Raw genomic sequence first — 26008 nt, forward strand, 5'->3', positions numbered from 1 at the left:
TGAAGCAGTTCCTACAGTCTGGAAACACCTCAGGCAGATGCTGTCGAAGCTCCCATCCCGATTCGGACGCATCGCAAATGAACCTTCATTTTCCATGTTGAGCCATCACATCAGATTTTTGTAGAAGCCTAACGGGTGATATTAGCTCCTCTGCAATGCAGACGACATAACGTCAATTTGCGCCACCGTCCTTGGGGAGCACTTACGATTGAAGTTAAAGTGCCTGGGCTGCGAGCTAACTTGGGCTGCTTGCAGTCTGCCTGATTCGTCTCAACTATTCCTGCGGCCCGTGGTTATCGGGTTGGCTTGAAGAGGCAGGCCCGTCTGAGCTGTGGGTTATGGCGGCGGTTCAGGCAGGCTGATTCATCTCGGGAGAATTATTCACTTTCGCTTACAAATACCGCCGTCGTCAAGCAGGCACCGTGATGGTTCCGGTTTTGGAGTCAGGGTGGGTTGGCGCATGGCTGGGCACTGGAACTGGCTGAACAGGATGCAGGTGGAGCTTCAGACCTGACTTGTTGAGAGATGTGAGAGCAATGCGCATCTACGGCAACATTTTCCGTGTCGCCGGCACCGAGAAACGATTTGTACGCCGTATCGCTCTGCTTCGGATTTCCATCTTTAGGGGTGCAAGAATACTTTGATTCCACGGCGCTCATCCATTGCACGACATCCTTCCGCTACCTGCTCGAGCGGAAGAGCCAGATCGAATACCTTGCCGGGGTTCGTGCTGGAGAACTGGTGTCAACCCTTTCCAGGCTTCTTTCTCTACTATCCAAGCCGACGGCAACAGCCCGCGGGCCCTCTCAGCGCTGATTGAGACGCTGCGCATGTAGGTCGCACCTGCTCGATGAGTGCATAATCAACAATGCACTTACCGAAAGTTGGCCCGTGCTAAGTTCCAGAATCATGTCTGACTTGACTTGGATACAGTTTAGAAGTTTTCGTACCGTTGTGTAGTGTGAATGGGAAGATGTCACATTTCGATAAGCCTAAACCTTTTATCTATTAAGGTTTATGGCGGGGACGACGGGGCTCGAACCCGCGACCTCTGCCGTGACAGGGCAGCATTCTAACCAACTGAACTACGTCCCCAAGACTATATACTCATTGTAGCAGATGAAGGTGTATTCACCGCTCGTTGCCGGTTGTAGCTTGTTGAAAGAAACGTGAGACTATCTAACTGCCGATACGGCCCATTATCAAAACGCTCTAAAGCGAAGAACAAATGTATCTACTTATTTCAGAGCTATTTCCACTTCTTTGCCATCGTATGGAATCGTGAACGCAGTCGCGGCGGCCATGTGTTTCATGGACAAGTGCTGCGCTGTTCCGTTGAGTGAAACCTGAGCTTGTTTAGGAGCCCAGCCAAAAAGCTCCACCTGAATTTCCTTCCACCATGCCGGGTATGAGCCTTCAGGCGCGGCAATATGAAGGCTGAAGCCGCCATTTGAAAGCTGGCAGGTGAATTTCATCCGCAGATAGTCCCCGTGTTGATAGGAATAGGTCTTGCCATCATCAAGGTAAAGTGTGCCTTCGCATGGGGCGGAGGATCCAGCATCGGGTGTGTAGACACGCAGGGTCAACGGCCCGTCAGGTTTCTGATAGACGCTCTGTACCAACGGCTCGATGGGCACAATCGAGCCGCCGCGAGCATAAACAGGAAGCGTCGCCAATTCAGGCTGGACTTGAATTGTAAGAGGCGGCTGTGCCGCGATATTCACGGGTTGAGGAGAATCTGCTGCTTGGACTGGCGCAGGTCTGGGAATCTTTTTTCCCGTCCAGTAGTCATACCAGATGGGCGAAGGGAACTCCACCGTGTAGGCTTCCAGTTCGCCGGGCCAGTGCGGCGGCGCAATCAGAAGGTCAGGGCCGAGAAGAAATTCTCCTGCCGCATCTCCGTCGATATCGATGGGATGATGATCGGGTGTGGCATCTGGAAATTCGAGAAACAGCGGACGCACCATCGGCAATCCAGTGCGGGAAGTTTCTTCGGCAACCGTGTAGAGATAGGGCAGCAAACGATAGCGCTCTTCGATAAATCGCCGTCTGATAGACTCCTGTTCCGTGCCGCCGACCCAGGGTTCCTGATCGGCGGAGCCCTTCTCGGTGTGGTCGCGGTCAATGGGCTGGAACGCTGCGACCTCAAGCCACTTCGTCAGCAGCTCGGTTGAAGGCGTGCCCGCGAACCCGCCCACGTCCGCGCCACTGAAGGCGAATCCGCTGAGGCCGAGGTTTTCTAGCATCGATGTTGTCATGCGCAGATGGTTCCAACTGCTGCTGTTGTCTCCGGTCCAGGTAGTCGCATATCTCTGGCCGCCTGCGTAGGTGGCGCGAGTGAGCACGAAGGGGCGCATATTGGGATCGAGCTTCAGCAGCCCTTCAAATGTTGCGCGCGAATTTTCCATACCGTAGACGTTGTGAATCTCGGCATGCGTGGCTGTGCGAGTCTTGAATCCCGGCTCATCGATGCGATGGACAACATCGAGCGGCATGGTCTTATCTGGGCCATTGAAGACAGATGGCTCATTCATGTCATTCCAAAAGCCGGCAACGCCCATGTGTTGGAAGTCTCGATAGAGTGTGCCCCACCACGCGCGCGTTTGTTGCTGCGTGAAGTCGGGGAAGACGCTGGGACCGGGCCAAACGATGCCGGTATAGACGGAGCCATCAGGATTCTTTACAAAGTGGTCGCCGGCAATGCCGCTGTCATACGGTGCATAGTTCTGATTTGGGATGTTGGCGATGTGCAGATCTGTAATGGCAACGACGTGGAAGTTCTCGGCCTTGAGCTTGGCGATCATTCCGGGGAAATCGGGAAAGCGCTCGCGATCGATGGTGAAGGGTCGGTTTTTGTACTGATAGTCGATGTCGAGATAGATGGCGTCTGCGGGAATGTGGTCGGTGCGAAGGCGATTGGCGATTTCTAGCACACGCGATTGCGGATAGTAGCTGTATCGCGACTGCTGGAAGCCGAGCATCCACATGGGCGGCAGCGGCGGCTTGCCCGTGAGCCATGCGTACGCTTCGACAACCTGCTTTGGCGAAGGGCCATAGAGCAGGTAGTAGTCGATAGGGCCGTCGGCAGCGCCAAACGAGTAGACGCCTGCTGACTCCTTGCCGAAATCGAAGCTGCTGCGCCAGGTGTTGTCCATCAGGACGCCGACCGCGCGGCCTGCTCGATAGCTGATAAAGAAGGGAATGCTTTTGTAGATAGGGTCAGTCGATTCCTGGAAGCGATACGCATCGGTGTTCCAGAGCGTGAAGGCTTCATCGCGGCGGTCGAGAGGGCCGGTCTTGTCGCCGAGGCCGAAGAAGTGTTCGTCCTCGCTCATGGCTTTGGAAATTCGGAACGAGTCGCCGTCGAAACGAAGCGGGCGTGCATCTTGCTGAAGTACGTTACCGTTGAGATCACTGACGGTCAGCGCCAGATTCTGCCTGTCGATCTCAACACGCAGGGAATTGGTGTGAAAGCCGACGTGATTGGCGGTGTTTTCCGGTTTGACGGAAATTGAACTGTGACGCGCGTCCACGAGAACCGCCCATGAGGCGTCTTCCGGCAATACGCTTGTGCGCGAAACACGAATACGCAGCAAATCTTCGCGTAGAGCAGTAATGGTCTCGCTGGCTTCGCCATCGCGTACCTCGATACCGTTTGGCAAGGCTGTGAAAGCCGTCATGCGGTCGAGAAGAAGGCAATCGCTTTTAAGTGCGGCGTTTTGCGCGCGAAGAGGAAACGTCGCCTGGCTTAGAAGCAGAGTCAAGGCCGAAAAAGTAAATAGAGAACAAAGCCGTCGCATCAAGACTCCTGAATGAGCTTAATGATACTTGGGACAGGCTGTTCGCGTGGACAGACTTTAGACGTGCAAAGGCTTTCCGAGAAAGACAGGAGCAATATGGCGCTGATAGAGGTTTTCTGTCACATTGCGGGCAACAACGGCCTCGTTCGCCTGCAGCAGATCTAGATACCGGCTGCCCATTTTTGCAGCGATTTTGAACCCGACATGGAGAAGCTGGCGCAGACTGCTGTTGTAGTCCGGCGACGCAGGGTTATGGCGAAGGGCCGAGGTGTATTGCTGCGAAGTCCATCCGGATACCTCCTGCGGAGACGGGAGCTTTGCCGGATCAATGTCGATAACGGCGGCATATGGAGCGCACAATTCTTCGCGATGATCGTAAGCCTGCGCGTAAATCTCTTTCGCCAGTGCTAGCCCTTCGCCGCCTGCTTCGGCCAGCCCAATCAACTCTTCCAGCCATGTAGTGCCCGCGGTTTTAAGATGCACTCCTGCATCGAACTTCAGCATAGTGCGATGAAGGGGGGCATAAATAGAAAACTTGTCACTCCCGGAATGAACGCTGAGCTTCAGGTTCTGCGGCAGGTCGTAATGCTTTACCGCGTGGGCGATGGCAGCCACATCGAGGGCAAATTCCTTTTCAAATTGCGTGGCATCTCCCGCATAATCCACGCCTTTGTTGAACCGTCCACTAAATTTCGGCGCAATGGTCTGAAGAGGAATGTGTTCGTCAGCCGCGGCGGCGAGAATGATAAGAATCTCTGCGGGTGTCTGCGGAGAGTCAGTCTCGTCCATGGAGACTTCAGTAATAAATGTGCCCTGCACCTTGCTCGACTCTATCTTCCTGTAGATGGCTGCGGCTTGTTGAATCGCAGTCAAAAATTTGCGGGCTGTCTGTTGCAGGAGCTCAGGCTGGATGGTCAGCGGCTGGTCGATGCCGTCAATTTTGATTCCGCCCAGCAACTCAGGATGCGATTTCACGAAGGCATCCACAGATGACGGGTCCGCAGCTTTGCCGATGAAGTCGGCGACGTCGATGGTGTAGAAATCGCAGGCAGGCAGGTATCGGTCTACAGTGGTTAGACCAATGTGGTCGGCATCGCAGAAGTAAGGCTTTGTCCAATGGAGGTCTTTGACCGCTGCATCGGCTGCGGCGCGTGTCGACGAAGGCTCGGAGCCGATGATTGTGTGCTCACGGTTGGATTTATTCCAGACAGGAACAACTTCGATCCCGGCCTCGGCAGCCTGGACACAGGCCATAAGCTGTGCTTTTGCCTGGTGCGCAAAACGGTCTCCCACGCCTAATGAATACTTCGGCAATGCAACGCTGCGGCCCATGGTCTGCTCCGATCCGAGTGGTATGACCACTGTATCACGCAGTGCCTCGGCTCTTTATGCGGATTCCATCGCCCGCAAGGAATCCTGAATAGTTGGAGCGAGTCCGGCGCCAACATCGCGACGGCGGATTTCATGGAACCGCGAGAGCACGGAATTGGCTTTTGCCAGAGCTTCGATTCGCCGCACATAGGCTTCCAGCTTTGCGCCTGGGATAGCGAAAATAGCAACACTGTCAGTGAGGACATCAAGATAAGCGCGGGCTCCACAGCAGCCAAGACTCAGAGCGGCGCGTCCTGTATTCATCACCTGCGGTACTACGGCGCACGCGGGACGCCCCATCGCCGGAGCATTCTGGCGTTCAACCTGTTGCGCCGCTTCTGAGAGGATGAGGGTTTGTCTGGCGTTCACGAAGAGAAGAACCACGTCCGGGGGTAGAGGAGTGTCGGCCAGCGGAGCATAAATGACGTGCTTCGGCTGCTTTTCGAGAACGGGAATCTGGGCAAGGTCCTCTTCGCGAACATAGTCCAGTTGACCGAAGACTTTCAGCGCATCCACGAGGTCTGTCTGCTGCGCCGGAGACGTTTGCAGATGATGAGTATAGACGCCTATCGCGCATAGTTCGTGATCGGTGGAGGAAGTCGCGAAGGCGGCTGTTGCAGCATCCTGCCAGAAGCGGCATCCCGCCGGAGCGCGGCCAGCATAGTGCGCTACGCCGGTGGGGATAGAATCCGCGAAGCTGATGGCGATTGGAGACTGATGGAGATCGAGACAAAGCCCGAGAGTGTGTGCAATCTCAGCATAGTTAACGTCCGATGATGCGCTGTTCATTTTGCTCCTGACTTGATCGTTTTCTCTAATGTGCGCCTGCCGAATGTAGTGACTAGTCTTGATGCGTCTGCTCCGCAGTGAAACCCATCTCAGCGATATAAGCTTTTAGCTTTCCTTCAGAGACGGTTGCCGGTTGATACCGGATGGTCGCAGTGGCGTCGGGATAGCTGGCCTTGGCCCACACCACGCCTTTCTGCTGACGCAGTAGCGTTTCGAGGCCGACAGCGCAGGTAATGCAGGTGAATCCCTTGATCTTGTATGTGACAGTTTTGACATCACCTGCTTCAAGCGTGCCGAGCGTTGCCAGCCCACCTGCTCCAGCCACAGTCATAAATTGAATAAATCGTCTGCGTAGCATGCTGTTCCTCTCATTTGGCCGCACCGAGGCCAGGATCATATTTCCATGCGGTTTGAATGCTCGCTTTGTCGGAGAAGCGCGTATCCGTATATGCCGAGAAGTCGATTTTCTTGTTCAGAACACCGGTTTCAATCATCAGATCGCGCACCATGTCAAAGTCCGCTTTGCGCGGCGCAAGCTGACTGTACACAACCCTGTCCAGTGGCTTGGTGAGCGCCCAGCGCAGCAGCGCGGGCTTCTGATTGTAGTAATAACGGCCCACGAAATCGGCCGCATCTTCACGGTAGGGCTTGCCTTTGTCGAGCCACATGCCGGAACGGGCAATGCCGTCCACCAGGACTTGCACGGCTTCGGGCCGCTTGTCGATGAGATCTTGCCGCACAACCAGAATGCACGACATATAGTCGGGCCAGTATTCGCGCGCCTGAAAAAGAACGCGGCCATAGCCTGCCATTTCCGCCTGCGACGGGAACGGCTCGCCCATCACGAAGCCATCGATGGCGCCGGCGGCGAGTGCGCCGGAGACATCGGGCGGAGCCATTTCGACCATCTTGATGTCTCCCGGCTTCATGCCCCACACCTTCATGGCGCGGAAGAGGATCAGGCGTTCATCGGAAAATCGGCTCGGAATAGCGACAGTGCGGCCCTTGAGATCGGTGAAATTCTTGACTGGCCCATTCTTGCGGACAACCAGAGCGCTGCCATAACGGTGTCCGAGATAGACAACCTTGATGGGAACCCCCTGCGCAACGAGGGCGATCGCCAGCGGCGCAACGAGGAACGCCGCCTGCACTTTGTTCGAGATGAGCGCTTCCTTGATTTCAGGAAAACCCTGGAACATGCGCGGCAGGAAAATCTCGCCGTTCTCTGAGAACTTCGAGATGTAGTCAGTTACGGGGCAGGTGAGCTGGCAGGTCACGGGGACATAGGCCACGACTACTTTGCGTTTGTCGGGCGGACGAAAGTCATTGAGGACCGCGCCCCAGTTGATATTCAGCCATGCGTGGAGGCCGGTGATGAGCACGAGCCATCCGATCGTGAAGGCCATGACCTTGTTCTTAAGACTCATTACGGAACCCCCAGCGGACGGGCTTCAGCTTTTCAAGGCGGCGAAAACCAAAATCCAGCACAAGCCCAATAGCGCCAATCAGCAGGATGGCGGCAACAACCAGGTCATACCTTTTCCCTGAATTGCGGGAGTCGATAATCAGATATCCGAGGCCGGAATCGACGGCAATCATTTCCGCTGCGACCACCACCAGCCATGCAATGCCGAGCGCGATGCGCAGGCCGACGAGGATCTGGGGAAGTGCGGCTGGAAAAATCACTCTTCTAAGGAGCTGCGGAGCGGTCAGTCCGAAATTACGTCCGGAGCGCCGATAGACAGACGGCACATTGGAGACGCCATTAATGCAGGCCACGACGATGGGGAAGAACGAGCCGAGAAAAATGAGGAAAATGGCAGCATTATCACCAACGCCAAAGAGAATGATAGAAACTGGAATCCATGCGATCGGGCTGATGGGGCGCATGATCTGCATGACCGGATTCACGACCTGGTTCGCCGCCGGATACCACCCCAGTGCGAGTCCAAACGGTATGCCGAGGAGCGCGGCAGTGCTGAAACCAATGGCGACGCGACGCAGCGAATCCCAGATGTCGCCCCAGAGAACGTGGTGGCGCAGCAACTCGGCCATCCCTTTTTCTACTTCGCGCGGTGAGGGAAAGACTTTGGTTGCCGTCCAGATGACAGAAGCGTGCCAGAGTGCCAGGAACAGGCCCAGCGTCAAAATTGGCCAGAACAGCTTCTCCCATTTGCGCGGTTCAGCGAGGGAAATCATATCTGATGCGCCAATCCAATCTGCCTGAAGATGCCGTCGCGCAACTCCAGATAATGCGGTGAGCTGATGTCGCGCGGGTGCGGCACATCGATCTCTACGATTTGCTGAATGGTGGCCGGACGCGCGCTCATAACCACCACGCGGTCGGCGAGCTGTACAGCCTCGTCAATGTCATGCGTGACGAAGATGATCGTCTTGCGTTCGGCTTCCCAAATGCGAAGCAACTCGCCGCGCATCACCAGGCGAGTGATGGAATCAAGCGCGCCAAAGGGTTCGTCAAGGAAGAGCATGTCGGGATCGACGGCTAGGGCGCGGGCAACTTCAAGACGTTGCTTCATGCCGCCGGAAAGCTCGTGCGGATATGCCTTCTCAAAGCCATCGAGTCCCACCATTTTGATGTAGTGCGCGATTCGGCGCTCTCGTTCGACACGAGGCAATTTGAAAAGGCCGAAGCCGATGTTGCCCTCAACTGTAAGCCAGGGAAAGACTCCTCGTTCCTGGAAGACAAAAATGCGACGCGAATCGGGCCCGCGCACTGCTTCGCCATCAACTTGTATTTCGCCGCTGGTAGGAGAAAGAAATCCAGCCATCGCGTTCAGCAGTGTTGTTTTTCCGCATCCTGATGGTCCAAGCAGGCAGATAAATTCTCCGTCTCTGACTTCAAGGTTGATGTTTTCCAGCACGGGCATGTTCTTGCCGTCCCGCTTGAATGTCACGCTGACATTTTCGACGGCGAGCTTTGTTTTGAGCGCGGGAATCGCAATACTTTCCTTGACCAGCACCGTTAATCCTCCGAATAGCCCCAGCGGAACGACTTCACTCTTTCGAGAGAGCGCATTCCCACGTCGAGCAGAAAACCAATCACTCCGATAATCACCATGCCCGCAACCACAAGGTCATAGCGATTGCCGGCGTTACGCGCGTCGATGATCAGGAAACCGAGGCCGGAATTTACCGCGATCATCTCAGCGGCAACTACTACAAGCCAGGCGACGCCGAGGGTGATCCGCAAGCCGACAATCAACTGAGGAATCACTGCTGGATAGAGCACCTGATACAAAAGGCGCGCCGGGCCCAGACCGAAATTGCGGCCCGTGTTCACATGCACGTCAGGGACATTCCGGGCCGCGTTGGCAGCCGTTACCAGCAACGGCAGAAACGATCCAATGAAAATGAGGAAAATCGCGGCGAGATCGCCCACGCCGAACCAGAGAATGGCAATCGGAATCCAGGCGAGCGGTGAAATGGGGCGAAGAATCTGAATGATTGGGTTAAACGCCATCTCCGCGCGGCGATACCAGCCGATGGCTAACCCCAAAGGAATCGCCAGAACCGCCGCCAGCACAAAACCCCACGTCACGCGAAAGAGCGAAGCGACTATATACTTCAACAGCAGATTATGGCGCACCAGATCTGCGATTCCCCCGGCAGTTTCCCATGGGCCGGGAAGCAGGTGTGCAGGCTGATGCCGCGCCGCAAACTCCCAGAGAACCAACAGCGCGAAGATAAAGACGAGCGGACGCAAAGCGGTTCCGGCATTCGTAATATGTTTTCTTGCGGCTCGCTCTTTTGTTGAGCTCATGACATTCCCAGCCTGAGAAACACGACGATAGGTGCAACACTGAAGTGTCGATTTTTAATCTTGATGATCTTAGCTGCGCATTCCGGTATTGCGCCTCGGCCAAAAGATTGAGTTGAAAACCAAACCTAAAGGCGTCCTGCGGCGCAAAAATGCGTCAGAAGATAAACCGGGCGGAGAAGACCAACCCATGGTTAAACGTGTGAAAGTGAGACGAGGCAATCTGCATTCCCGCTCCGACGGCAATGCCAGTACGACTTTTAGCATCACCCGGATGGAATTTGAATCTGCTGGTTGTCAGACCGGGTGTCAGAAAGTTCTGCATTTTCCCATCGTTCTTCCCGCCATAAAACCAGGTCGCATTCGACTCAACTTCCGGCCATAAATACTTCCCCAGATGATACTGACCAATGGTATTCCAGGCGATGGAACGGCCCAGCGTGGCGGTGTTTTCGGTGGGTAATGTTCCACCCAGCGTGGAAATGACATCAAACCTGCCGAAACCTTTGCCGGCGAGAAGGGCGGGATTGACTGATGCGTCAGTGCTGCCGTTGCTGTAGCTGCCTGTCGGAATGGTCGCGTTCACTTGTGCGCTCAACATGTAGTTTCCGCGCTTCTCGTTCGCCGAGAGAATGCGGTACTTGTAGAGGAAGCCGACGTCGCCAAAGCCGTCTTTGGCTGTAGGTGAATTGTGCTGGATATACGGCGGATAGTAGAAATCGAATTCGCTGTTGAAGCCGGGAATGAGATTGAGCCCACGGCTGAAGCCGTAATTCCATGTCGCAGTGCGTGAAGGTGTGATCTGGCGAACGAAGTCCGCGCGGAACACCTGGACCAGCATCGGATACGGCGCGACCAGCGGAACCGACCACGAAGGCTGTTGAGACTGCGTCTTCGAAGCGCGCGCCTCCCACTTCTCAAAGAAGTTGTCTTGAGCGCACAAGGGTAGTGCGATTGCCATAAGGCAAAGCTGAATAAGTTTCCTAAGCATAAGTTCTGCAAGAATTCACGGAAACCACCCAGGCGGTCAACCAACCCGCGATTGAGTTTTGTTTCTAACTGGCGATGTATTCGCCAGTATTCGCAACTGAGGGCCTCTCAACCTTTAGATGGATGGAAATACCAGACAATCCATCGAAGACAGTTTAATGCCGGTTTGACTAGATTGGTATTGCCTTCTCTGGTGCACGCGCGAGTTTTTCTGAGGAATGACGGGTGTCGGCTACCGCCTTCTGTCCTGGACTCCGTTGCGATATGTTCAATAAAGCCTCCACAATAAAAGATTGCATGAGAACCAGGAAACCAAGCGGCCGGGCACAGCGCGAAAAAAATTTAAGATCCAGCAGACGGTGGGGAAAGTCATTTGCCTGTACTCTGGCTGTCCTGGGGTGTCTTTCAGCAGGATGCCGCTCCAGTCTGCCCGACCCATCTGCAAAGGCTTATTCCGATTTCATCTCCACGTTTTATGTGGGCCTGGCTGCGCTGCAGGTCGGCGACGATGTTCGCGCCGACAGGTATCTGGGAAAGGCATCGCAGATGGTTCCGGGAGAGCCTGCATCGTGGGCCAACTGGGGCATTCTGGCCCTCCGCCAGCGCAGTTTTGATACGGCGGCGCAGCGGCTGGACAAGGCGCGCGAGCTTGCTCCGAAGAATGACCGCATCTACTATCTGCTTGGCTTGCTGGAGGGCGACCGTGGTAACTCCGTCAAGGCGATTGCTGATCTGCGACAAGCGATCAAACTGAACCCTGCGAATCTGCGTGCTGTCTATCAGCTTGCATCGGAAGTCGAGCGTCAGGGTGATGAAAACAGCGACACCGATTTCGAGAAGCTGATGCAGCAGATTCTCACTATCCAGCCAAATAATCTTGCCGCGCTGCTCGAACTAAGCCGTATTTCGGCGAAACGCGGAGATGCGGCGACACTGCACGCTACTGTAGAGAAGATCGCGGCGCAATCAGGCGCGTGGCCGGCAGACGTGAAACAACAGTTGACAGCCTTGCAGGCGGCCGCCGGAGGACCTGAGCCAAAGACGGCAGCCACGCGGTCTATATTTCTGCGAAACGTGCTGATGCAGGTCCCGGAATTTCGCGCCAGCCTGTCGGAGATCAAGCCACAGCCGGGCGAAGAGGCAATTCCGTTTACGCATTTTTTGCGGCTGGCCTCTCCTGATTTCAAGCCTGCTTCCGCTGACGAGGCCATGACATTCGCGGCACAGCCGGTAGCGAATCTGCCGGCAGAGAAGTGGGACTGGATCGAAGCCATTTCACTGAATGGTTCCGGGGCGCCGACAGTAGCAGTTGCGAACGCGCACGATGTGCGTCTTTCAACAGGTGCGACTTTTTCGTTTCCGGGTGGTCCGGCGAATGTGACGCCGACGCCTGAAGGAATTCTCCCAGTCGATTTCAACTACGACTTCAAGACCGATATGGTGCTGGCAGGCGCTGGCGGCCTGCGCTTCATGCGTCAGGACAATCCTGAAGCTTTCACTGATATAACCGCGCAGACGAAGTTGTCTCGTCCGATTATTGATGGTTCCTACACAGGAGCATGGGCGGTGGACATTGAAGCTGACGGCGATCTCGACATCGTCCTCGGCGAAAAAGATGGCTTACCCACAGCTTTACGAAACAACGGTGACGGCACATTCCAGCCGATTCATCCTTTCGCCGGCATTTCCGGCATACGGCAGTTTGTGTGGGCTGATCTGAATGGTGACGGCAATCCCGACGCAGCATTGATCGACGGCTCGGGTCAGCTGCATGTTTTCATCAACGACCGTTCAGGCAGGTTCCACGAGCAGGACGTGTCTGGTTTCTCCACCGTCAAGGCGATTGCCGTCGCCGATGTGAATCGCAATGGCGTGCTCGCATTGCTTGCCGTTCGCGGAGACGGCGCGATTGTTTCGCTCTCTGAATCAGAAGACGGCAAAAGCTGGACACAGGCCGTCATTGCGAATGTGCCGGATGCCGCGAACTATCTGGCGCATGAAGTCCGTCTGCATGCCGGCGACCTGGACAATAACGGCGCTTTCGATCTGCTGCTTTCTTCAGTTGATTCGGCGCAGAGCGCTCTTATCTGGCTTCAGGACGAGCAAGGAAAATTTGTGCAGATGAACAAGCCTGCAGCTACAGCCAAGATTTTTGGTGCGGCTGATCTACAGGGCAATGGGCGGCTCGATCTGCTGGAGATTTCTGCCGATAGCGCAGCGCAGGAAGGCATAAATCACGGAACGAAAACTTATCACTGGCAGACCATCCGTCCCCGCGCACGGCAGGCTACCGGCGACCAGCGCATCAACTCATACGGCATCGGTGGTGATATCGAGATTCGTTCCGGGCTGCTCGTGCAGAAACAGCCGATCAGCAGTCCAGAGTTGCATTTCGGTCTCGGTAATCAGACGGAAGTGGATGTGGCGCGCATCGTCTGGCCCAACGGCTCGGTGCGTGCGGAATTTGCCCTCAAAGCTGACCAGCAGATTGTGACCGAGCAGCGGCTGAAAGGATCGTGCCCATTCCTGTTCGCCTATAACGGCAAGCAGATGGAGTTTGTGAAGGACACTGTGCCGTGGGGATCGGCCATTGGTCTGCGTATTAACGCACTTGGCCCTGCGCGGATTGAAGCCACGCAGGAGTGGTACAAAATTGGACGCAATCAGCTTGTGCCACGCGATGGCTATTACGACCTGCGCATCACAGGCGAGTTGTGGGAGACCTACTACTACGACTACCTCTCGCTGATGACGGTCGATCATCCCGCAGGCACAGAGATATTCACTGATGAGCGCTATGCCGTGCCTCCGGTGAAGCTCGCTGTGACGGCTGTCGCAGAGCCGCAGGCCATCGCGCGCGCAGTCGATGACAACGGACAGGACGTGACAGACATTCTGAGTGCACTCGACGGAAAGTATCTCGACACATTCGGCCGTGGGCAGTATCAGGGAATAACGCGCGATCACTATGTCGAGATTGACTTGGGCAAAGATGCGCCGACGACAGGGCCGCTGTGGCTGGTTGCGCGCGGCTGGCTGCATCCATCCGATTCATCGATCAACATTGCAATGAGCCAGGGGCATCATGAAGCCCCACGTCCGCTGAGTCTTGAGATTCCCGATGGACACGGCGGCTGGAAAGTGGCGAAGCCAAATCTCGGCTTCCCCGCCGGACGCAATAAAGTATGTCTTATCGATCTGACGAATGTCTTCGTTCCCGGAACACCGCGCAAAGTGCGCCTGCGCACGAATCTCGAAATCTACTGGGACGCAATTCAGTGGGCGAAGGGCCTTCCGGATGCGCAACTGAGAATCACGCGGCTGGCCCCGGCTACCGCTGATCTGCACTACCGCGGGTACTCGGTCATTCATCAGGCCAACGCCTCATCGCCTGAGATTCCGGACTATAACCATCTAATGGCAACGGCACAAATCTGGCGCGACCTTGCCGGTTACTACACGCGCTATGGCGATGTCCGTCCGCTGCTGGCAGGCATCGACGACCGCTACGTCATCATGAACGCAGGCGACGAGCTGGCGCTGCGCTTTGCCGCCCCTCCGGCACCGCCCGCGGGATGGGTGCGCGACTATGTGATCGCAGGCGATGGCTGGATCAAGGACGGCGACTACAACTCAACGGATTCCAAAACTGTATTGCCCTATCCCTACCACGCTCGGACCGAGTACGACACGACACCGGGCAAGCTGGAAGACGACTGGGTATATCAACACCACACCAACGATTGGCAGACGTATCAAACGCGCTACGTTACGCCGGACATGTTTGACAACGCATTGAGGAGCAGCGCAGCAAAATGAAGCGCGTACCCATCGCACGAATACTGATTGCAATTTTTTTCGGCTGCCTGTTGCTGACTCCCATCGTGATCAAGCGCATCTCATCTGCGCGTAAGGCATCAGCAACGACGCTCGATGAGAGCGCCGCGCTCGCCCGCCACGGCTTTTATCTCAAAGAAGTCTCTCACGCGGCAGGCATTGATTTTGTCCATCAGGGACCGACACTCGACCCCAAACTGGCGCACATCATGCCGGAAGTGGCGTCCATGGGCGCTTCGGTTTCCATCGTTGATTTTGATCGCGATGGCTGGCCAGACATCTATGTGACCAACAGCAAAGAGGGCAGCAAGAACCATCTTTATCGCAACATGCACGACGGCACCTTCAAAGATGTTGGCGAGGAAATGGGCATTGCCGACGTGAACCAGCCGGGCACAGGCGTTTCTATGGGCGCTGTGTGGGGCGACTACGACAACGATGGCTATGAAGATCTGTTCCTGATCAAGTGGGGGCGTCCTGAGCTGTTTCACAATGAACATGGCCACGGTTTTACCCGTGTAAGTGAGCAGGCGGAATTGCCGCCATGGATCAATGCCAACACCGCCGTCTGGTTTGATTACGATGGCGATGGGTTGCTCGATCTCTTCGTCGGCGGCTACTACCCGGAAAACGTTGACTTGTGGCACCTCAAGTCAACCGAGATGATGCCGGACAGCTTTGAATACGCTAAAAACGGCGGACGGAAATATCTCTTTCACAATCTGGGCAACGGTAAGTTTGAAGAAGTCAGTGCGAAGGTTGGCATTGTAAGCCGACGATGGGCACTGGCTGCAGGTGCGGCTGATCTGCGCGGTACCGGGCATCCCGATCTCTTCATAGCCAACGACTATGGCGTATCCGAACTGTACCTGAACGACGGCAAGCGTTTCCACGAAGCAGGCGAGCAGACCGGTGTGGGCTTCGCACCCAAGAGCGGCATGAATGTTGCCTTTGGCGACATTTTCAACCAAGGCCGCTACTCTGTTTATGTCTCGAACATTTCAGAAGACGGCGTGTTGATCCAGGGAAACAATCTGTGGGTGCCGAAAGAAGGCACATCCGGCAATGACCTCAAGTTCGAAAACCTGGCGCGCGACATGGGTGTTGAGCTTGGCGGCTGGAGCTTCGGCGCGCAGTTTGGAGATCTGAATAATGACGGCAACATCGATCTCTTTTTGACAAACGGCTATGTCTCGCTCGACCGCAAGCGGAATTACTGGTATGACTTTTCTAAGATCGCGGGCGGCAACGCCTCAATTATTGGAGACGCCAAAGACTGGCCCGCGATGGATGGGCGTAGCCTGTCGGGCTATCAGCAGAAGCATGTGTGGATCAACGATGGCGCAGGGAAGTTCGTGGACGTGGCCCAGGCGGTGGGAGTCACGGACACGCACGATGGACGCGCAGTCGCACTCGTCGATCTGTGGAACAATGGCGCACTCGATGTAGTGGTTGCGCACCAGCGCGGACCGTTGCTGGTCTACAAAAACATCGTGACGCCAGACAACAAGTGGATTGAGTTCGCGCTGGAGGGAACAAAGAGCAATCGCAGCGCCATCGGCGCACAGGTAGCGCTCTACTGGAACGGGCAGGAGCAGATCCAGGAAGTATCCGGCGGCTGTGGTTTCGCCGCGGAGAACGATCGCCGTATCCATTTCGGGCTGGGCAAGAATCCGCAGATTGAGAAAGTGGTGATTCGCTGGCCTTCGGGCAAGGTGCAAATGCTGAATGGTCTTACGCCCGACAAAATCTATAAGATTGAGGAACCAGCATGAGCCAGCCAGCCATCACCACGACCGCGCCACCCGCAGGCAAAACGGACCGCTGGAAGCGGTGGTTGAGTCTGGACAACCGCTTCGTTCCTCCGGTTTTCATCACGCTCATTCTGCTCGCCGGACATCTCTCATTCGGCATTCTGGAAAGCTACACGAAGACACTGCTCGCCATCGGCACGGCCATGGTTGCGGAGCTTATTCTGGGACGTATCTTCTTCCACAAGTGGCCGCATCTGGCCAGCGCCTACATTACCGGCATCAGCGTCGGCATCCTGCTCCGCTCGCCTGCATTCTGGCCGTACGCGCTGTGCAGCCTGCTCGCCATCACTTCAAAATATGTTCTGCGCGTCAAAGGCCGGCATATCTGGAACCCGTCGAACTTTGGCATCTGCGTGATGCTCTTTCTCGCGTCAGAAGCAGTCGCCGGATTGAGCATTCAGTGGGGCAATAATCTCTGGGCGATGCTGGTGATCTGGGCATTGGGATCTGTCATCATCTGGCGATTGCGCCGCTTTCACATCTGTGCCGTCTATGTCGTCTCATTCGTTGTGCTGGCGCTCATCCGCGCATGGATCACTGGAGATCCGTGGCAGTCTGAAATATCACCAGCCACTGGCCCTGAGTACCAGCTCTTTATCTTCTTCATGATTACCGATCCAAAGACAACGGTCCGCTCAAAGCTGGGGCAAAGCATCGTGGCATTCTGCGTGGCGCTGGTTGAATTCTTCATGCGACTCGATCAGAGTATCTATGCGCCACTGTATGCGCTCTTCGTCGTCGGGCCAATCGCAATGCTTATTGAGATGTGGCTCAACTCGCGGCGCGCGACTGTCGCCACGCCGGCACCAGCGTAGATCGGGCACAAATTAGAAAAGGAATTCTCATTCATGTTGGTGCGCTTGCGGACTGCCTGCTTCTTAGCATTTATTGCATTGCTCCTCATTCCAGGCTGTAAGCGGACACCATCAGCCACGCCACCGCCAGAGAAGCCCGCTCCTGCTGACCAGCCTGTCTCCACCGCAAATCCTGAAGCGAATGCAAATCCGGAAGAAGCCACACCCTTGCGCCCGTCAGGCCCCATTCGATTCACCGATGTGACAACTCAGGCGGGCATTCACTTCCGGCACAACAGTGGAGCATTCGGCAAGAAATATCTGCCGGAGACGATGGGCAGCGGCGTATGCGTGCTCGACTACGACAACGATGGCTGGCAGGACATTCTCTTCGTCAATTCCAAAGACTGGACCGAACATGAGACGAGCAAGTCATATCTTGCCCTGTACCACAACAACAAAGACGGCACATTTACCGACGTGACCCGCCGGGCCGGTCTCGAAATCGAGATGTACGGACTGGGCTGCGCCGCTGCTGACTACGACAACGACGGCTTTGACGACATCTACATCACCGCGCTCGATGGTAATCATCTTTTCCGCAACCTCGGCAACGGCAAGTTCGCTGATGTGACGGCCAAAGCAGGCGTAGGCGACCGCGGCTTTTCAACCGGCGCGGTCTGGTTCGACTACGACAACGACGGCAAGCTGGATCTGTATGTAGGGCATTACGTCGAATGGTCGCCTGCGACCGACCAATACTGCACGCTGGACGGGAAACACAAATCCTACTGCACGCCGGAATTGTACAAGGGCCAGAGCGCGACCCTCTATCACAATCTCGGCAATGGCAAGTTTGAAGATGTGACCAAAAAGGCCGGCCTCTACGATCCAACCAGCAAGTCGCTGGGAGTGGCCCTACTTGACTACGACAACGACGGCTGGCTCGATCTGTTTGTTGCCAACGATACGCAGCCGAACAAGCTCTATCACAACAACCACAACGGCACGTTCACTGACGAAGCATTCTCGACCGGCGTCGCCTTCAGCGATGCAGGCAAGGCGCGCGCCGGCATGGGCGCTGACGCCGCCGACTACGACCTGTCTGGCCATCAGGGCCTGGTTATCGGCAACTTCGCCAATGAGGGCATGGCGCTCTACAAGAATGACGGCTCCGGCCTGTTTACAGACAATGCCATGACGGACGGCATCGGTCCGGCCTCTCTCAGTTCGCTAACCTTCAGCACGTTCTTCCTCGACTATGATCTCGATGGATTGCCGGACATCTTCGCCGCAAACGGCCACGTCGCCGACGATGTGAGCGTGGTGACGCCAACGCTTCACTATGCGGAACCTCCGTTGCTCTTCCACAACAAGGGCAACAGAAAGTTTGAAGACGTAACAGACAAAGTCGGAACAGCGTTGCGTCAGCCCATCGTAGGCCGCGGCGCAGCATATCTCGATTACGACAACGACGGCGACCTCGATCTGGTCATATCCACCAACAACGGGCCTGCCAAGCTCCTGCGCAATGACAACGGAAACCAGAACGACCTCCTGAAAGTAAAAGCGATCGGCGCGAAATCAAACCGCGACGGCATCGGCGCGAAAGTTACCGTGAGAACGAGCAAGGGCCTGCGACTCTTCGGCATGGTCAAGGATGGGTCAAGCTATCTATCGCAAAGTGAATTGCCGTTGACCTTCGGTCTAGGAAAGCCTGACGGAGATAAAACGGTAAGCCTGGAAATTGTCTGGCCGAGCGGGAAAAAAGAGTCCATCGCCAATATCAAGCCGAACCAGTTCATCACGCTAGAAGAAGGCAAAGGAATGGTTTCAGCGCAGCCGATTGTATTTGGTCATTAGACCCAGCGTAATAGGAATGTTGTCATCCTGACGCTGAACGAAGTGAAGCGGAAGGATCTGCTTCTTCTTTGAGTTGGCAAGATCGCACATGCTTAAGAATTTATAACGAACTTCTTATTCACTGCACTCGTGCATAAAAGCCGCAACTCTCAAGCATCAGCGCCATCTCCTCCCTGCCCACTCCGAGCTTTGCTGCCGACGCGAACAGGTCTTTCGCATCGACTGGATACCAATTGCGCCGGTCCGTTCGGCAAAGCCCAGCCACATCCAGCGGTTCTATAAAGTGACGAACATCCGCAATCAGGCTTGCAGCGTCCTGCTCTGTCTTTAAATAGTGCGAGCGTTCCAGCAGCTTTCGACATGCAGGCCCGAAGACAGGATGGTCGTGCAGCAGAAACGACGGCGCGAGATGCGGCTTCTTCAATCGCCGCGCGGTCTCAGAAAAACTGGCCGCGGCAAAGTAAAGCAGTGACAGAGCAGAAAAGACGGGAAAGTTGTTCATGTTTGCATAGAGGCCGGCAATCAGACGGGATGTAGCGTGCAACTCATTCCGGGTTTGCTTGGCGTACTCTTGCAAACCCGCATCGAAGTTCGGCGAATGCCAGTCATTCTCAAGAATATTGGCGAGTCTGCTGACGCCCAGGAGCGTGAGTGGAAATCCGGTCGAGAGCAGAGGGTCTATAAACCCGGCTGCCGAGGGAAGCAGCGCCCATCGATCTCCACAAATCACGCCGCTCAGAAATGACAGCCGCGGCACATGGGTAAACGGCCTCTTAGTTCTCACCCCGGCAAATTGCTCTCCAAGCGTAGGCAGTAGCCCAAGCAACCGCTCCCAGGCATCTGCTCCATCTGAAAAGTGCAACTCAGCAGCAAGCGTGTCCGTGGCCGCGACTCCTGCGCTGGTGATGCCGTTGTTGAAGCGCAGCACCCATATCCAGCCACCATCAAAAACATGATGGACGGCAGCATCATCGACCGGATATGGAGGAAATTCCTGCGGTGGTTCAATTTCATCCAGCCGCCTCACTCCTGAGAAATGGCTATAGAGCGCCTGCGTGGCTGGGTAATTTGGAAATTCCTCTTCCGCCAGATGCAGCGCGCGATGAAGAAATCCGCGGGGCCCGGTCGCGTCAATAACGAATCCAGCGCGGATGGAAACAGGCTGGCGGTCCTGCGTTCCTACCAGGATGACCCCATCCGCACTTTCCGTCACATGATCCAGCTTGACTTCGTCAATGTATTCGACGCCGAGACACTGAGCCTGCTGAACCAGATACGCATCGAAGTCAGCGCGAAACCAATGCGTATCGGAGATTCTGTCATGAGGACTTGCCGCTACAAGAAGCTGGTTCTTTCGCCCAGGATCAGGTGCATCTTGCTGCCCCAGCTTGTGGTGATAGAAGGTAAAGCCCCGCTTCAGTCCGCAGGCAATTTCCGGATGGTTCCTCTGCCAACTCCCCCACTTCGCCAATAGCCTTACAGCCGGCAGATCATAGCGAGTGGCTAAATCCTCGAGCAGAAGGTTTGACAACGGCGTGGACGACTCGCCAATCATGAAACGTGGATGCCTGCTGCGTTCCAGCAGGATGACTGAGTGCCCTAATCGCCGAACAATCATGGCCATGAGGGATCCCGCGAAACCCGATCCAACAATGGCGATATCGTATTTAGGACTCAATGCAGCCTTCGCAATGCTCGCACACAACGCGAGGCGGAATACTCTGCGTCAAATTCATTCCACGCAACCGCGCGACACGCTGATCGCGGCATTCCGCACAATCGCCTGGACTGACAGGCACATCCCAGAGATCGACGAAGACCCGGCCTCTATTCAATCCAACACCGTACTCCGCCGCTGCTCCAATAACTTCGAGCCGAGGCGGTACGAACTCTCCTGACAGCGACGATGCTTCCATCGCACCATTGCCGCCGCGCGTCGGAATCAGCGTTGCCGCAGTTGCCCTGCAATCGAACGCAAAATCAAGCGAGCGCTGCGCCCAATAAAGCGATTCTGAAGGCGCAATGAACGGAGGTTGAACAAGGATGAACACCCGCAGGTCGATCCCATTGGCTAGCAGAAAATTAGCCGCCGAGGAAAACTGGTCGAGCGTCATCCGTTTATTCAAACGCTCCAGAATTTCCGGATGCGCTATTTCGAGTCCCATCGCAACTTCCAGTTGGTTCGAGAGCATATCTCGAAATTTCAGGCACACATCGCCAACCAGCGCAGGATGGCACTCAACAATGGTCCGCTCAAACGAGCATACGCGGGCTGCAATCGCAGGATAATCTTCTGCCGGAATAGCTTTCGGATCAAAAAAACTGCCGCTGTTGTAGAGCTTGATTTGCCGCGCAGGCGGAAGCCGCGATAATGCGTAATCAATTTGTTCTGGAATGGCGCCGGCAGGTACAGTTTCTGTCAACGTGTTGCGCCACAGGTCGCACATCAGGCAGCGCCACGCGCACTCGCGGTTGGTCAGGAATACCGTGGCCACAGACACGACTTCTCCCGCAGCCGAGAGTTCTTCCTCGACAAAAAAGGCATAGGGACGCCGCGGGTCGACCACATTGCGCTCAGGGCGCTGTGACAAGATCCACTTATCGCGTTCCGCAGCTTGCGTTGGATAGAGTAATGTCGAAGGCATCTTTACTGATAGAGCGAGAGGAACTGCCTGCGATATTCCGCCTCGCGGAAGGGCATCTTCCGGCGCAGCGCATCTTCAGGCAAAGCTCCATGCTGGAAGCGGCGCTTATGGAAGACAGGCATCTTCATACCTGTCAGCTTTTCGATTCCGCGCGAAACGATTTCGCCCTTTAGTTCATAGAGCCGCTGGACACTGTAGCCTGTCAGCTCGATGAAGGGAATCGCTTCCGCAACAGCGACAACACTTGTCCGCGTATAGGGACTGAATCCCAAAAATCCAAAGTGGTGAGCGGGAGCATAGGTGCGCGTGTAGGACCGGCTCAGGCCGCCGCTGTAGGTCAGCGAATGCTTGATTTTCCCCACTCCCCAGCCTTCCTGATACAGCATTCGGTTATGCACCACGCTGCGAATGGTCAGTTCAGGGTTTTCTTCAATGGGATAATCCTTCAGGTTCTCGTCACCTCCGTCGCCGTCCAGCAGATAGCGCCAGTCAGGATAGCGCCTGCGAATGCCGCGGCAGAGCGCTATCGCCATTGTTGCCGACTCGATGTCGAGCGGCTTGTAGTCTTCCACAATGCGGATCGTCTCCTGTGCGTCGAGCGCGGAACCATCCGTTTCGATGGTTTCAAGAAACAACCCAAGATCGAGCGTATTCAGAAAGGCGCGCGCCTGCTGCACATCAGGGCCGTTGCCGAGATTCAGAACAAATGCTTTCAGACGGCCCAGGTTCATGCCGCGCTTCCGCATGACCTGATAAGCCGTAAGAAATACGCTTCCGCTATCGATGCCGCCAGAAAAGCACACGCCAAGCGGCTCATTCACGGGGACGCGTTCGAGCCATTGCGAAATTTCTTCGGCAAGCGCCGCGATGTATGCTTCTCCAAGCTTGTCCAGATCCGGCGGCAGAGTACCAAGTTCAGGCGTAAAGAAGCGCGTATAAACCGGATCAGGATCGGGGCAGCCGACCAGTTGAATTTCAACGACGTGATGCGCGGGAACCATGCGCGTATAGCTGGGATGAAATTGCCCGTCCAGTCCTTCGCTCCTCAGCCAGTTGTAAATCGTATCGATGCGCGCGGCCACAATCAGGACCGGGCCTTCCCGCCGCTTGGCGAGAAAGTAGCGCATGGGCCGGTCGAGCGACCGCGCCATCTTTACTGTCTTGCCCGCGCGCGCGAGCAGTGCAAACGACCCTTCGATGCTGCGGATCGCATCCGCAGGCTGTTCCAGCAGCAGTCGCTCCGCCTCTTCCAAAGTAAGATTGTAAATCTGGTTGGCTTCCGGCTCTCTGAGATCAACAACTCGTTCGACGTATTGCTGCAGCACGCGTTCCTCTAAATGGACTGAATTGCAACCAGTGTACGCTCTTTCGCGCAGACCGGAAGTTGCGTCAGCGCCTCATATTCAGCCGTCGAGAGTCGCGCAGCGTCCTCTATAATCAGTTGCGTCCATGCGAATCCGCGTTGTTCAAAACATATCAGCCCTAAAGTGCGCTTCCCGTGCCCCATTCATGCTCACCTGCCTGATGGCTGTTCTTCTTCTCTGTTTGAAAGCCGGTGCTTTACCGCCGAACACGTCAAACGACTCCATCTCTGCAGCGCGCGTAAACAATGCAGGTGTCGCGCTGATGAACCAGCAGTTGCTCGAAAAAGCGCTGGCGAAGTTTCAGGAAGCGCGCAAGATGGACCCGTCATCGGCCGTGCCGGTTCTGAATGAAGGCATCGCGCAACTCTATCTCCGCAAGCTGACCGAAGCCGAAGCGGCCTTGAAGCAAGCCGCCTCCATGGATCCGAACAATGTGCGCGTCTGGTACAGCCTGGGCCTGACGCATTTCACCGGCGACAATCCTTCGCTCGCGATCGACGATTTCCAGCGCGCTATCAAAATCGATCCGAATGACGCAGACAGCTACTACTATCTCGGCTCTCTATACCTCAATCTGAAGAATTATGACAACGCGATCAAGCAATTCGAGGCTGCCTTGCAGCGAAATCCACTGCACGCCTCCGCCGAGTTTGGGCTGGCGAGCGCGCTGCAGCGCTCTGGGAAAACAGCCGAAGCACGGGAACATCTGAAGCGCTTCCAGAAAATTACGCAGACAAAAATCGGCACGCCTCTGACTGTGACCTATGGCGAACAAGGCCACAACGCCACAGTTGAAGACATGCTCGCTCCGCTACAGCCAGCCGGACCAATGATCCCCTTGAAATTCGTAGCTCAGAATACGCCAACAACTGCTGCGGGCGGTTCTACTACCGGAAAAGATGCGGTTAGCGGTGGTGCGTGCATTCTCGACGTAGAAGGCAAGGGTGAAAAGGACATCGTTGTCATGAGTGCGGGCGATGCAGCCGTTCGCATCTATCGACCATTGCCGAGTGGTGCGCTTGAAGAGATCTCCGCGCAGCATACCGGGCTTTCCGTATCAGGGCAGGGAATTTCCTGCGCCGTCGGCGACTATGACAACGACGGCAAGCCCGATCTGGCCGTCGCCCTAAGCGACCGCGTCATATTGTTTCATAATCTTGGGCAGGGCAAGTTTGCCGATGTGACAAAGACCGTCGGAATCGAGCAGTTAAACCATCCGGCCGGACTGACATTCATCGATTTCGACCACGACGGCGATCTCGATCTTTTCGTGACCGGCTCTCCGCTTGCATCCGGCAAAGGCCCAAGCGTCTTATGGCGCAACAACGGCGATTCCACATTTACGGAATGGACGGGTCCAACCGGACTCGCCGGAACGGCGAACACGACAGGCGCCACACTTTCCGATATCAACAACGACCGTGCGATAGACCTGGTTGTGACCGGCGCGGGAAGCGCGCCAACGATTTACGAGAATCAGCGCGAAGGCGCCTTCAAGCAGGTGCCGCTGTATTCCGATACAGGACTAGCGCCGACGCTGGGCGTGTATGTCTTCGACTTCAATAAAGACGGCTGGATGGACGTTGCCGTTACCCACGCTGGGGCGCCGGGAATCAGCCTGTGGAAAAATGTGGATGGCAAGCGCTTCGAGCGCGTGCCGCTGCCCACTACCGGCATCACAGCAGCCTGGGGAGTGACTGCCATCGACATTGATAATGACGGCTGGATCGATCTCGCTGCAGTGGTTGAAACCGCAAACGGCCCGGAACTGCACGTGTGGCGCAATCGCGGACCTGAGGGCTTTGAAGATGTCAGCAATGCGGTCGGACTGAACAATCTGAAGATCGTCAATCCTCGTTCCGTGATCGCTGCTGATATTGACGGAGATGACGCCGCCGATCTCATCGTCACGCAGTTGAACGCTCCGCCGTTGGTGCTGCGCAACGAAGGCGGGAACAAAAATCATGCCCTCAAGATCGATCTCACCGGACTCGCGGACAACAAATCGGCCATCGGCACAAAGGTTGAAGTTTTCTCTAACGGCCATGTACAGAAATTTGAAGTGGCCGGTGGCAGCGGATATTTAAGTCAGGGTTCAACGGAGATTCTTGCGGGCCTTGGCCAGTCCGATAGCGCAGACGTAGTCCGCCTCTTGTGGCCGACAGGCGTTCCACAAGATGAGCTTGATGTTGCCGCCAACAAGCCTGCCGCGTTGCAAGAACTTGACCGCCGCGGAAGTTCATGCCCCGTGCTGTTCGCATGGGATGGCAGCAAATACCAGTTCGTTTCCGATGTGATCGGCGCAGCGGTTGTCGGTCACTGGGTCTCTCCCACTTCAACAAACAATGCCGACCCGGACGAATGGATCAAGGTCGATGGTTCTCAGTTGAAACCTCGCAACGGCTACATGAGCCTCCGCTTCGGCGAGCCGATGGAAGAAATCAACTACATCGACCAGCTGCGGCTCGTGGCCGTCGATCATCCTGCAAACACTGAAGTCTATCCGGACGAGCGCTTCCTGAACGAGCCGCCCTTTGCTTCCGGAGCGACCGTCGTAGCTTCTCCGCAAACGCGAACTTTGAACGGAGCATGGGACAACCAGGGCCGCGACGTTCTGCCCCTCCTGGCAAAGCGTGACCACAAATACGTCCGCGACTTCACCAATCTCAAGTATGCGGGCTATGCCAACATGCACACGCTCACGCTTGATCTTGGTGACTGGTCGCCGCAGAATCCTCTGCGCCTCTTCATGCGCGGATTCATCGAGTACTTCAGCGCCAGTTCCATGTATGCCGCATGGCAGGCAGGCTTGCAGCCCATCTCGCCGTTCGTCGAAGCGCAAATGCCGAATGGAAGCTGGAAGCGCATCATCGACGACATGGGATTCCCCGCAGGGCTTCCACGAACCATCGTGGTCGATCTGACCGGGAAGCTGCCGCAGGGCGCGCGCCACATCCGCATCA

17 protein-coding genes and 1 tRNA gene are annotated in these 26008 nt (G+C 55.8%); 5 read left to right on the forward strand and 13 right to left on the reverse strand.

The features are described from left to right. Window positions 1–1018: 1018 nt before the first annotated feature. From VEV40_RS09685 to VEV40_RS09730, 10 genes are all read right to left on the reverse strand, one after another. Window positions 1019–1095, reverse strand: a tRNA-Asp gene (locus VEV40_RS09685). Between the two features lie 143 nt (window positions 1096–1238). Next, window positions 1239–3800 (reverse strand): TIM-barrel domain-containing protein, encoded by a 2562-nt coding sequence (locus VEV40_RS09690; RefSeq protein ID WP_324831959.1) that lies wholly within the window; start codon window positions 3798–3800, stop codon window positions 1239–1241. 57 nt (window positions 3801–3857) lie between these two features. Then, on the reverse strand, window positions 3858–5132 hold the full coding sequence (locus VEV40_RS09695; protein WP_324831961.1) for a tagaturonate epimerase family protein: 1275 nt from the start codon (window positions 5130–5132) through the stop codon (window positions 3858–3860). Window positions 5133–5186: 54 nt separating this feature from the next. Beyond that, window positions 5187–5960 carry a DUF169 domain-containing protein gene (locus VEV40_RS09700; RefSeq protein ID WP_324831962.1) on the reverse strand — a complete coding sequence of 258 codons (774 nt, stop codon included), beginning with the start codon at window positions 5958–5960 and terminating at the stop codon, window positions 5187–5189. 52 nt (window positions 5961–6012) lie between these two features. After that, a complete protein-coding gene (locus VEV40_RS09705; RefSeq protein WP_324831963.1) occupies window positions 6013–6318 on the reverse strand; it encodes a heavy-metal-associated domain-containing protein in 306 nt (101 codons plus the stop codon). A gap of 10 nt (window positions 6319–6328) precedes the next feature. Further along, on the reverse strand, window positions 6329–7387 hold the full coding sequence (locus tag VEV40_RS09710; RefSeq protein WP_324831965.1) for an ABC transporter substrate-binding protein: 1059 nt from the start codon (window positions 7385–7387) through the stop codon (window positions 6329–6331). Next, complete coding sequence (locus VEV40_RS09715; protein ID WP_324831967.1) at window positions 7377–8159, reverse strand: ABC transporter permease; 783 nt, start codon at window positions 8157–8159, stop codon at window positions 7377–7379. Before VEV40_RS09715 ends, VEV40_RS09710 begins: the two co-directional genes overlap by 11 nt. Continuing rightward, window positions 8156–8941, reverse strand: coding sequence for an ABC transporter ATP-binding protein (locus tag VEV40_RS09720; protein ID WP_324831968.1), 786 nt, complete (start codon window positions 8939–8941; stop codon window positions 8156–8158). The genes VEV40_RS09715 and VEV40_RS09720 overlap by 4 nt, the downstream gene beginning before the upstream one ends. A 2-nt stretch (window positions 8942–8943) precedes the next feature. Next, complete coding sequence (locus VEV40_RS09725) at window positions 8944–9741, reverse strand: ABC transporter permease (protein ID WP_324831969.1); 798 nt, start codon at window positions 9739–9741, stop codon at window positions 8944–8946. A 154-nt stretch (window positions 9742–9895) separates the two neighbouring features. After that, complete coding sequence (locus VEV40_RS09730; protein ID WP_324831970.1) at window positions 9896–10729, reverse strand: hypothetical protein; 834 nt, start codon at window positions 10727–10729, stop codon at window positions 9896–9898. A 296-nt stretch (window positions 10730–11025) separates the two neighbouring features. Here VEV40_RS09730 and VEV40_RS09735 point away from each other — a divergent pair, with 296 nt between their 5' ends. From VEV40_RS09735 to VEV40_RS09750, 4 genes are read left to right on the forward strand one after another with little or no spacing between them, the layout of a single operon-like run. Further along, the gene (locus VEV40_RS09735; protein ID WP_324831972.1) at window positions 11026–14547 is read left to right on the forward strand and encodes an FG-GAP-like repeat-containing protein; all 3522 of its coding nucleotides are present in this window, start codon (window positions 11026–11028) and stop codon (window positions 14545–14547) included. Then, on the forward strand, window positions 14544–16340 hold the full coding sequence (locus VEV40_RS09740; protein WP_324831973.1) for a CRTAC1 family protein: 1797 nt from the start codon (window positions 14544–14546) through the stop codon (window positions 16338–16340). The genes VEV40_RS09735 and VEV40_RS09740 overlap by 4 nt, the downstream gene beginning before the upstream one ends. Then, on the forward strand, window positions 16337–17194 hold the full coding sequence (locus VEV40_RS09745) for a hypothetical protein (RefSeq protein WP_324831974.1): 858 nt from the start codon (window positions 16337–16339) through the stop codon (window positions 17192–17194). Before VEV40_RS09740 ends, VEV40_RS09745 begins: the two co-directional genes overlap by 4 nt. 33 nt (window positions 17195–17227) lie before the next feature. Beyond that, window positions 17228–19036, forward strand: a complete 1809-nt coding sequence (locus VEV40_RS09750; protein ID WP_324831975.1) for a CRTAC1 family protein — start codon at window positions 17228–17230, stop codon at window positions 19034–19036. A 118-nt stretch (window positions 19037–19154) separates the two neighbouring features. Here the strand turns inward: VEV40_RS09750 and VEV40_RS09755 are convergent, their stop codons facing one another. From VEV40_RS09755 to VEV40_RS09765, 3 genes are read right to left on the reverse strand one after another with little or no spacing between them, the layout of a single operon-like run. After that, window positions 19155–20741, reverse strand: coding sequence for an NAD(P)/FAD-dependent oxidoreductase (locus VEV40_RS09755; RefSeq protein ID WP_324831976.1), 1587 nt, complete (start codon window positions 20739–20741; stop codon window positions 19155–19157). Further along, a complete protein-coding gene (locus VEV40_RS09760) occupies window positions 20704–21681 on the reverse strand; it encodes a hypothetical protein (protein ID WP_324831977.1) in 978 nt (325 codons plus the stop codon). The genes VEV40_RS09755 and VEV40_RS09760 overlap by 38 nt, the downstream gene beginning before the upstream one ends. 2 nt (window positions 21682–21683) lie before the next feature. Next, a complete protein-coding gene (locus VEV40_RS09765) occupies window positions 21684–23006 on the reverse strand; it encodes an asparagine synthase-related protein (protein WP_324831978.1) in 1323 nt (440 codons plus the stop codon). A gap of 199 nt (window positions 23007–23205) precedes the next feature. On the opposite strand from VEV40_RS09765, the gene VEV40_RS09770 reads away from it, so the two are divergent. Then, a partial coding sequence (locus VEV40_RS09770; protein ID WP_324831980.1) for an FG-GAP-like repeat-containing protein occupies window positions 23206–26008 on the forward strand: 2803 nt, incomplete at its 3' end.

The sequence above is a fragment of the Alloacidobacterium sp. genome, assembly GCF_035631355.1.
Taxonomy (GTDB): domain Bacteria; phylum Acidobacteriota; class Terriglobia; order Terriglobales; family Acidobacteriaceae; genus Alloacidobacterium.

What these genes read in the sequence shown, in the direction of transcription:
- VEV40_RS09690 (WP_324831959.1), bottom strand. Translation starts at nt 3,800, where the DNA reads ATGCGACGGCTTTGTTCTCTATTTACTTTTTCGGCCTTGACTCTGCTT.
- VEV40_RS09695 (WP_324831961.1), bottom strand. Translation starts at nt 5,132, where the DNA reads ATGGGCCGCAGCGTTGCATTGCCGAAGTATTCATTAGGCGTGGGAGAC.
- VEV40_RS09700 (WP_324831962.1), bottom strand. Translation starts at nt 5,960, where the DNA reads ATGAACAGCGCATCATCGGACGTTAACTATGCTGAGATTGCACACACT.
- VEV40_RS09705 (WP_324831963.1), bottom strand. Translation starts at nt 6,318, where the DNA reads ATGCTACGCAGACGATTTATTCAATTTATGACTGTGGCTGGAGCAGGT.
- VEV40_RS09710 (WP_324831965.1), bottom strand. Translation starts at nt 7,387, where the DNA reads ATGAGTCTTAAGAACAAGGTCATGGCCTTCACGATCGGATGGCTCGTG.
- VEV40_RS09715 (WP_324831967.1), bottom strand. Translation starts at nt 8,159, where the DNA reads ATGATTTCCCTCGCTGAACCGCGCAAATGGGAGAAGCTGTTCTGGCCA.
- VEV40_RS09725 (WP_324831969.1), bottom strand. Translation starts at nt 9,741, where the DNA reads ATGAGCTCAACAAAAGAGCGAGCCGCAAGAAAACATATTACGAATGCC.
- VEV40_RS09730 (WP_324831970.1), bottom strand. Translation starts at nt 10,729, where the DNA reads ATGCTTAGGAAACTTATTCAGCTTTGCCTTATGGCAATCGCACTACCC.
- VEV40_RS09735 (WP_324831972.1), top strand. Translation starts at nt 11,026, where the DNA reads ATGAGAACCAGGAAACCAAGCGGCCGGGCACAGCGCGAAAAAAATTTA.
- VEV40_RS09740 (WP_324831973.1), top strand. Translation starts at nt 14,544, where the DNA reads ATGAAGCGCGTACCCATCGCACGAATACTGATTGCAATTTTTTTCGGC.
- VEV40_RS09745 (WP_324831974.1), top strand. Translation starts at nt 16,337, where the DNA reads ATGAGCCAGCCAGCCATCACCACGACCGCGCCACCCGCAGGCAAAACG.
- VEV40_RS09750 (WP_324831975.1), top strand. Translation starts at nt 17,228, where the DNA reads ATGTTGGTGCGCTTGCGGACTGCCTGCTTCTTAGCATTTATTGCATTG.
- VEV40_RS09760 (WP_324831977.1), bottom strand. Translation starts at nt 21,681, where the DNA reads ATGCCTTCGACATTACTCTATCCAACGCAAGCTGCGGAACGCGATAAG.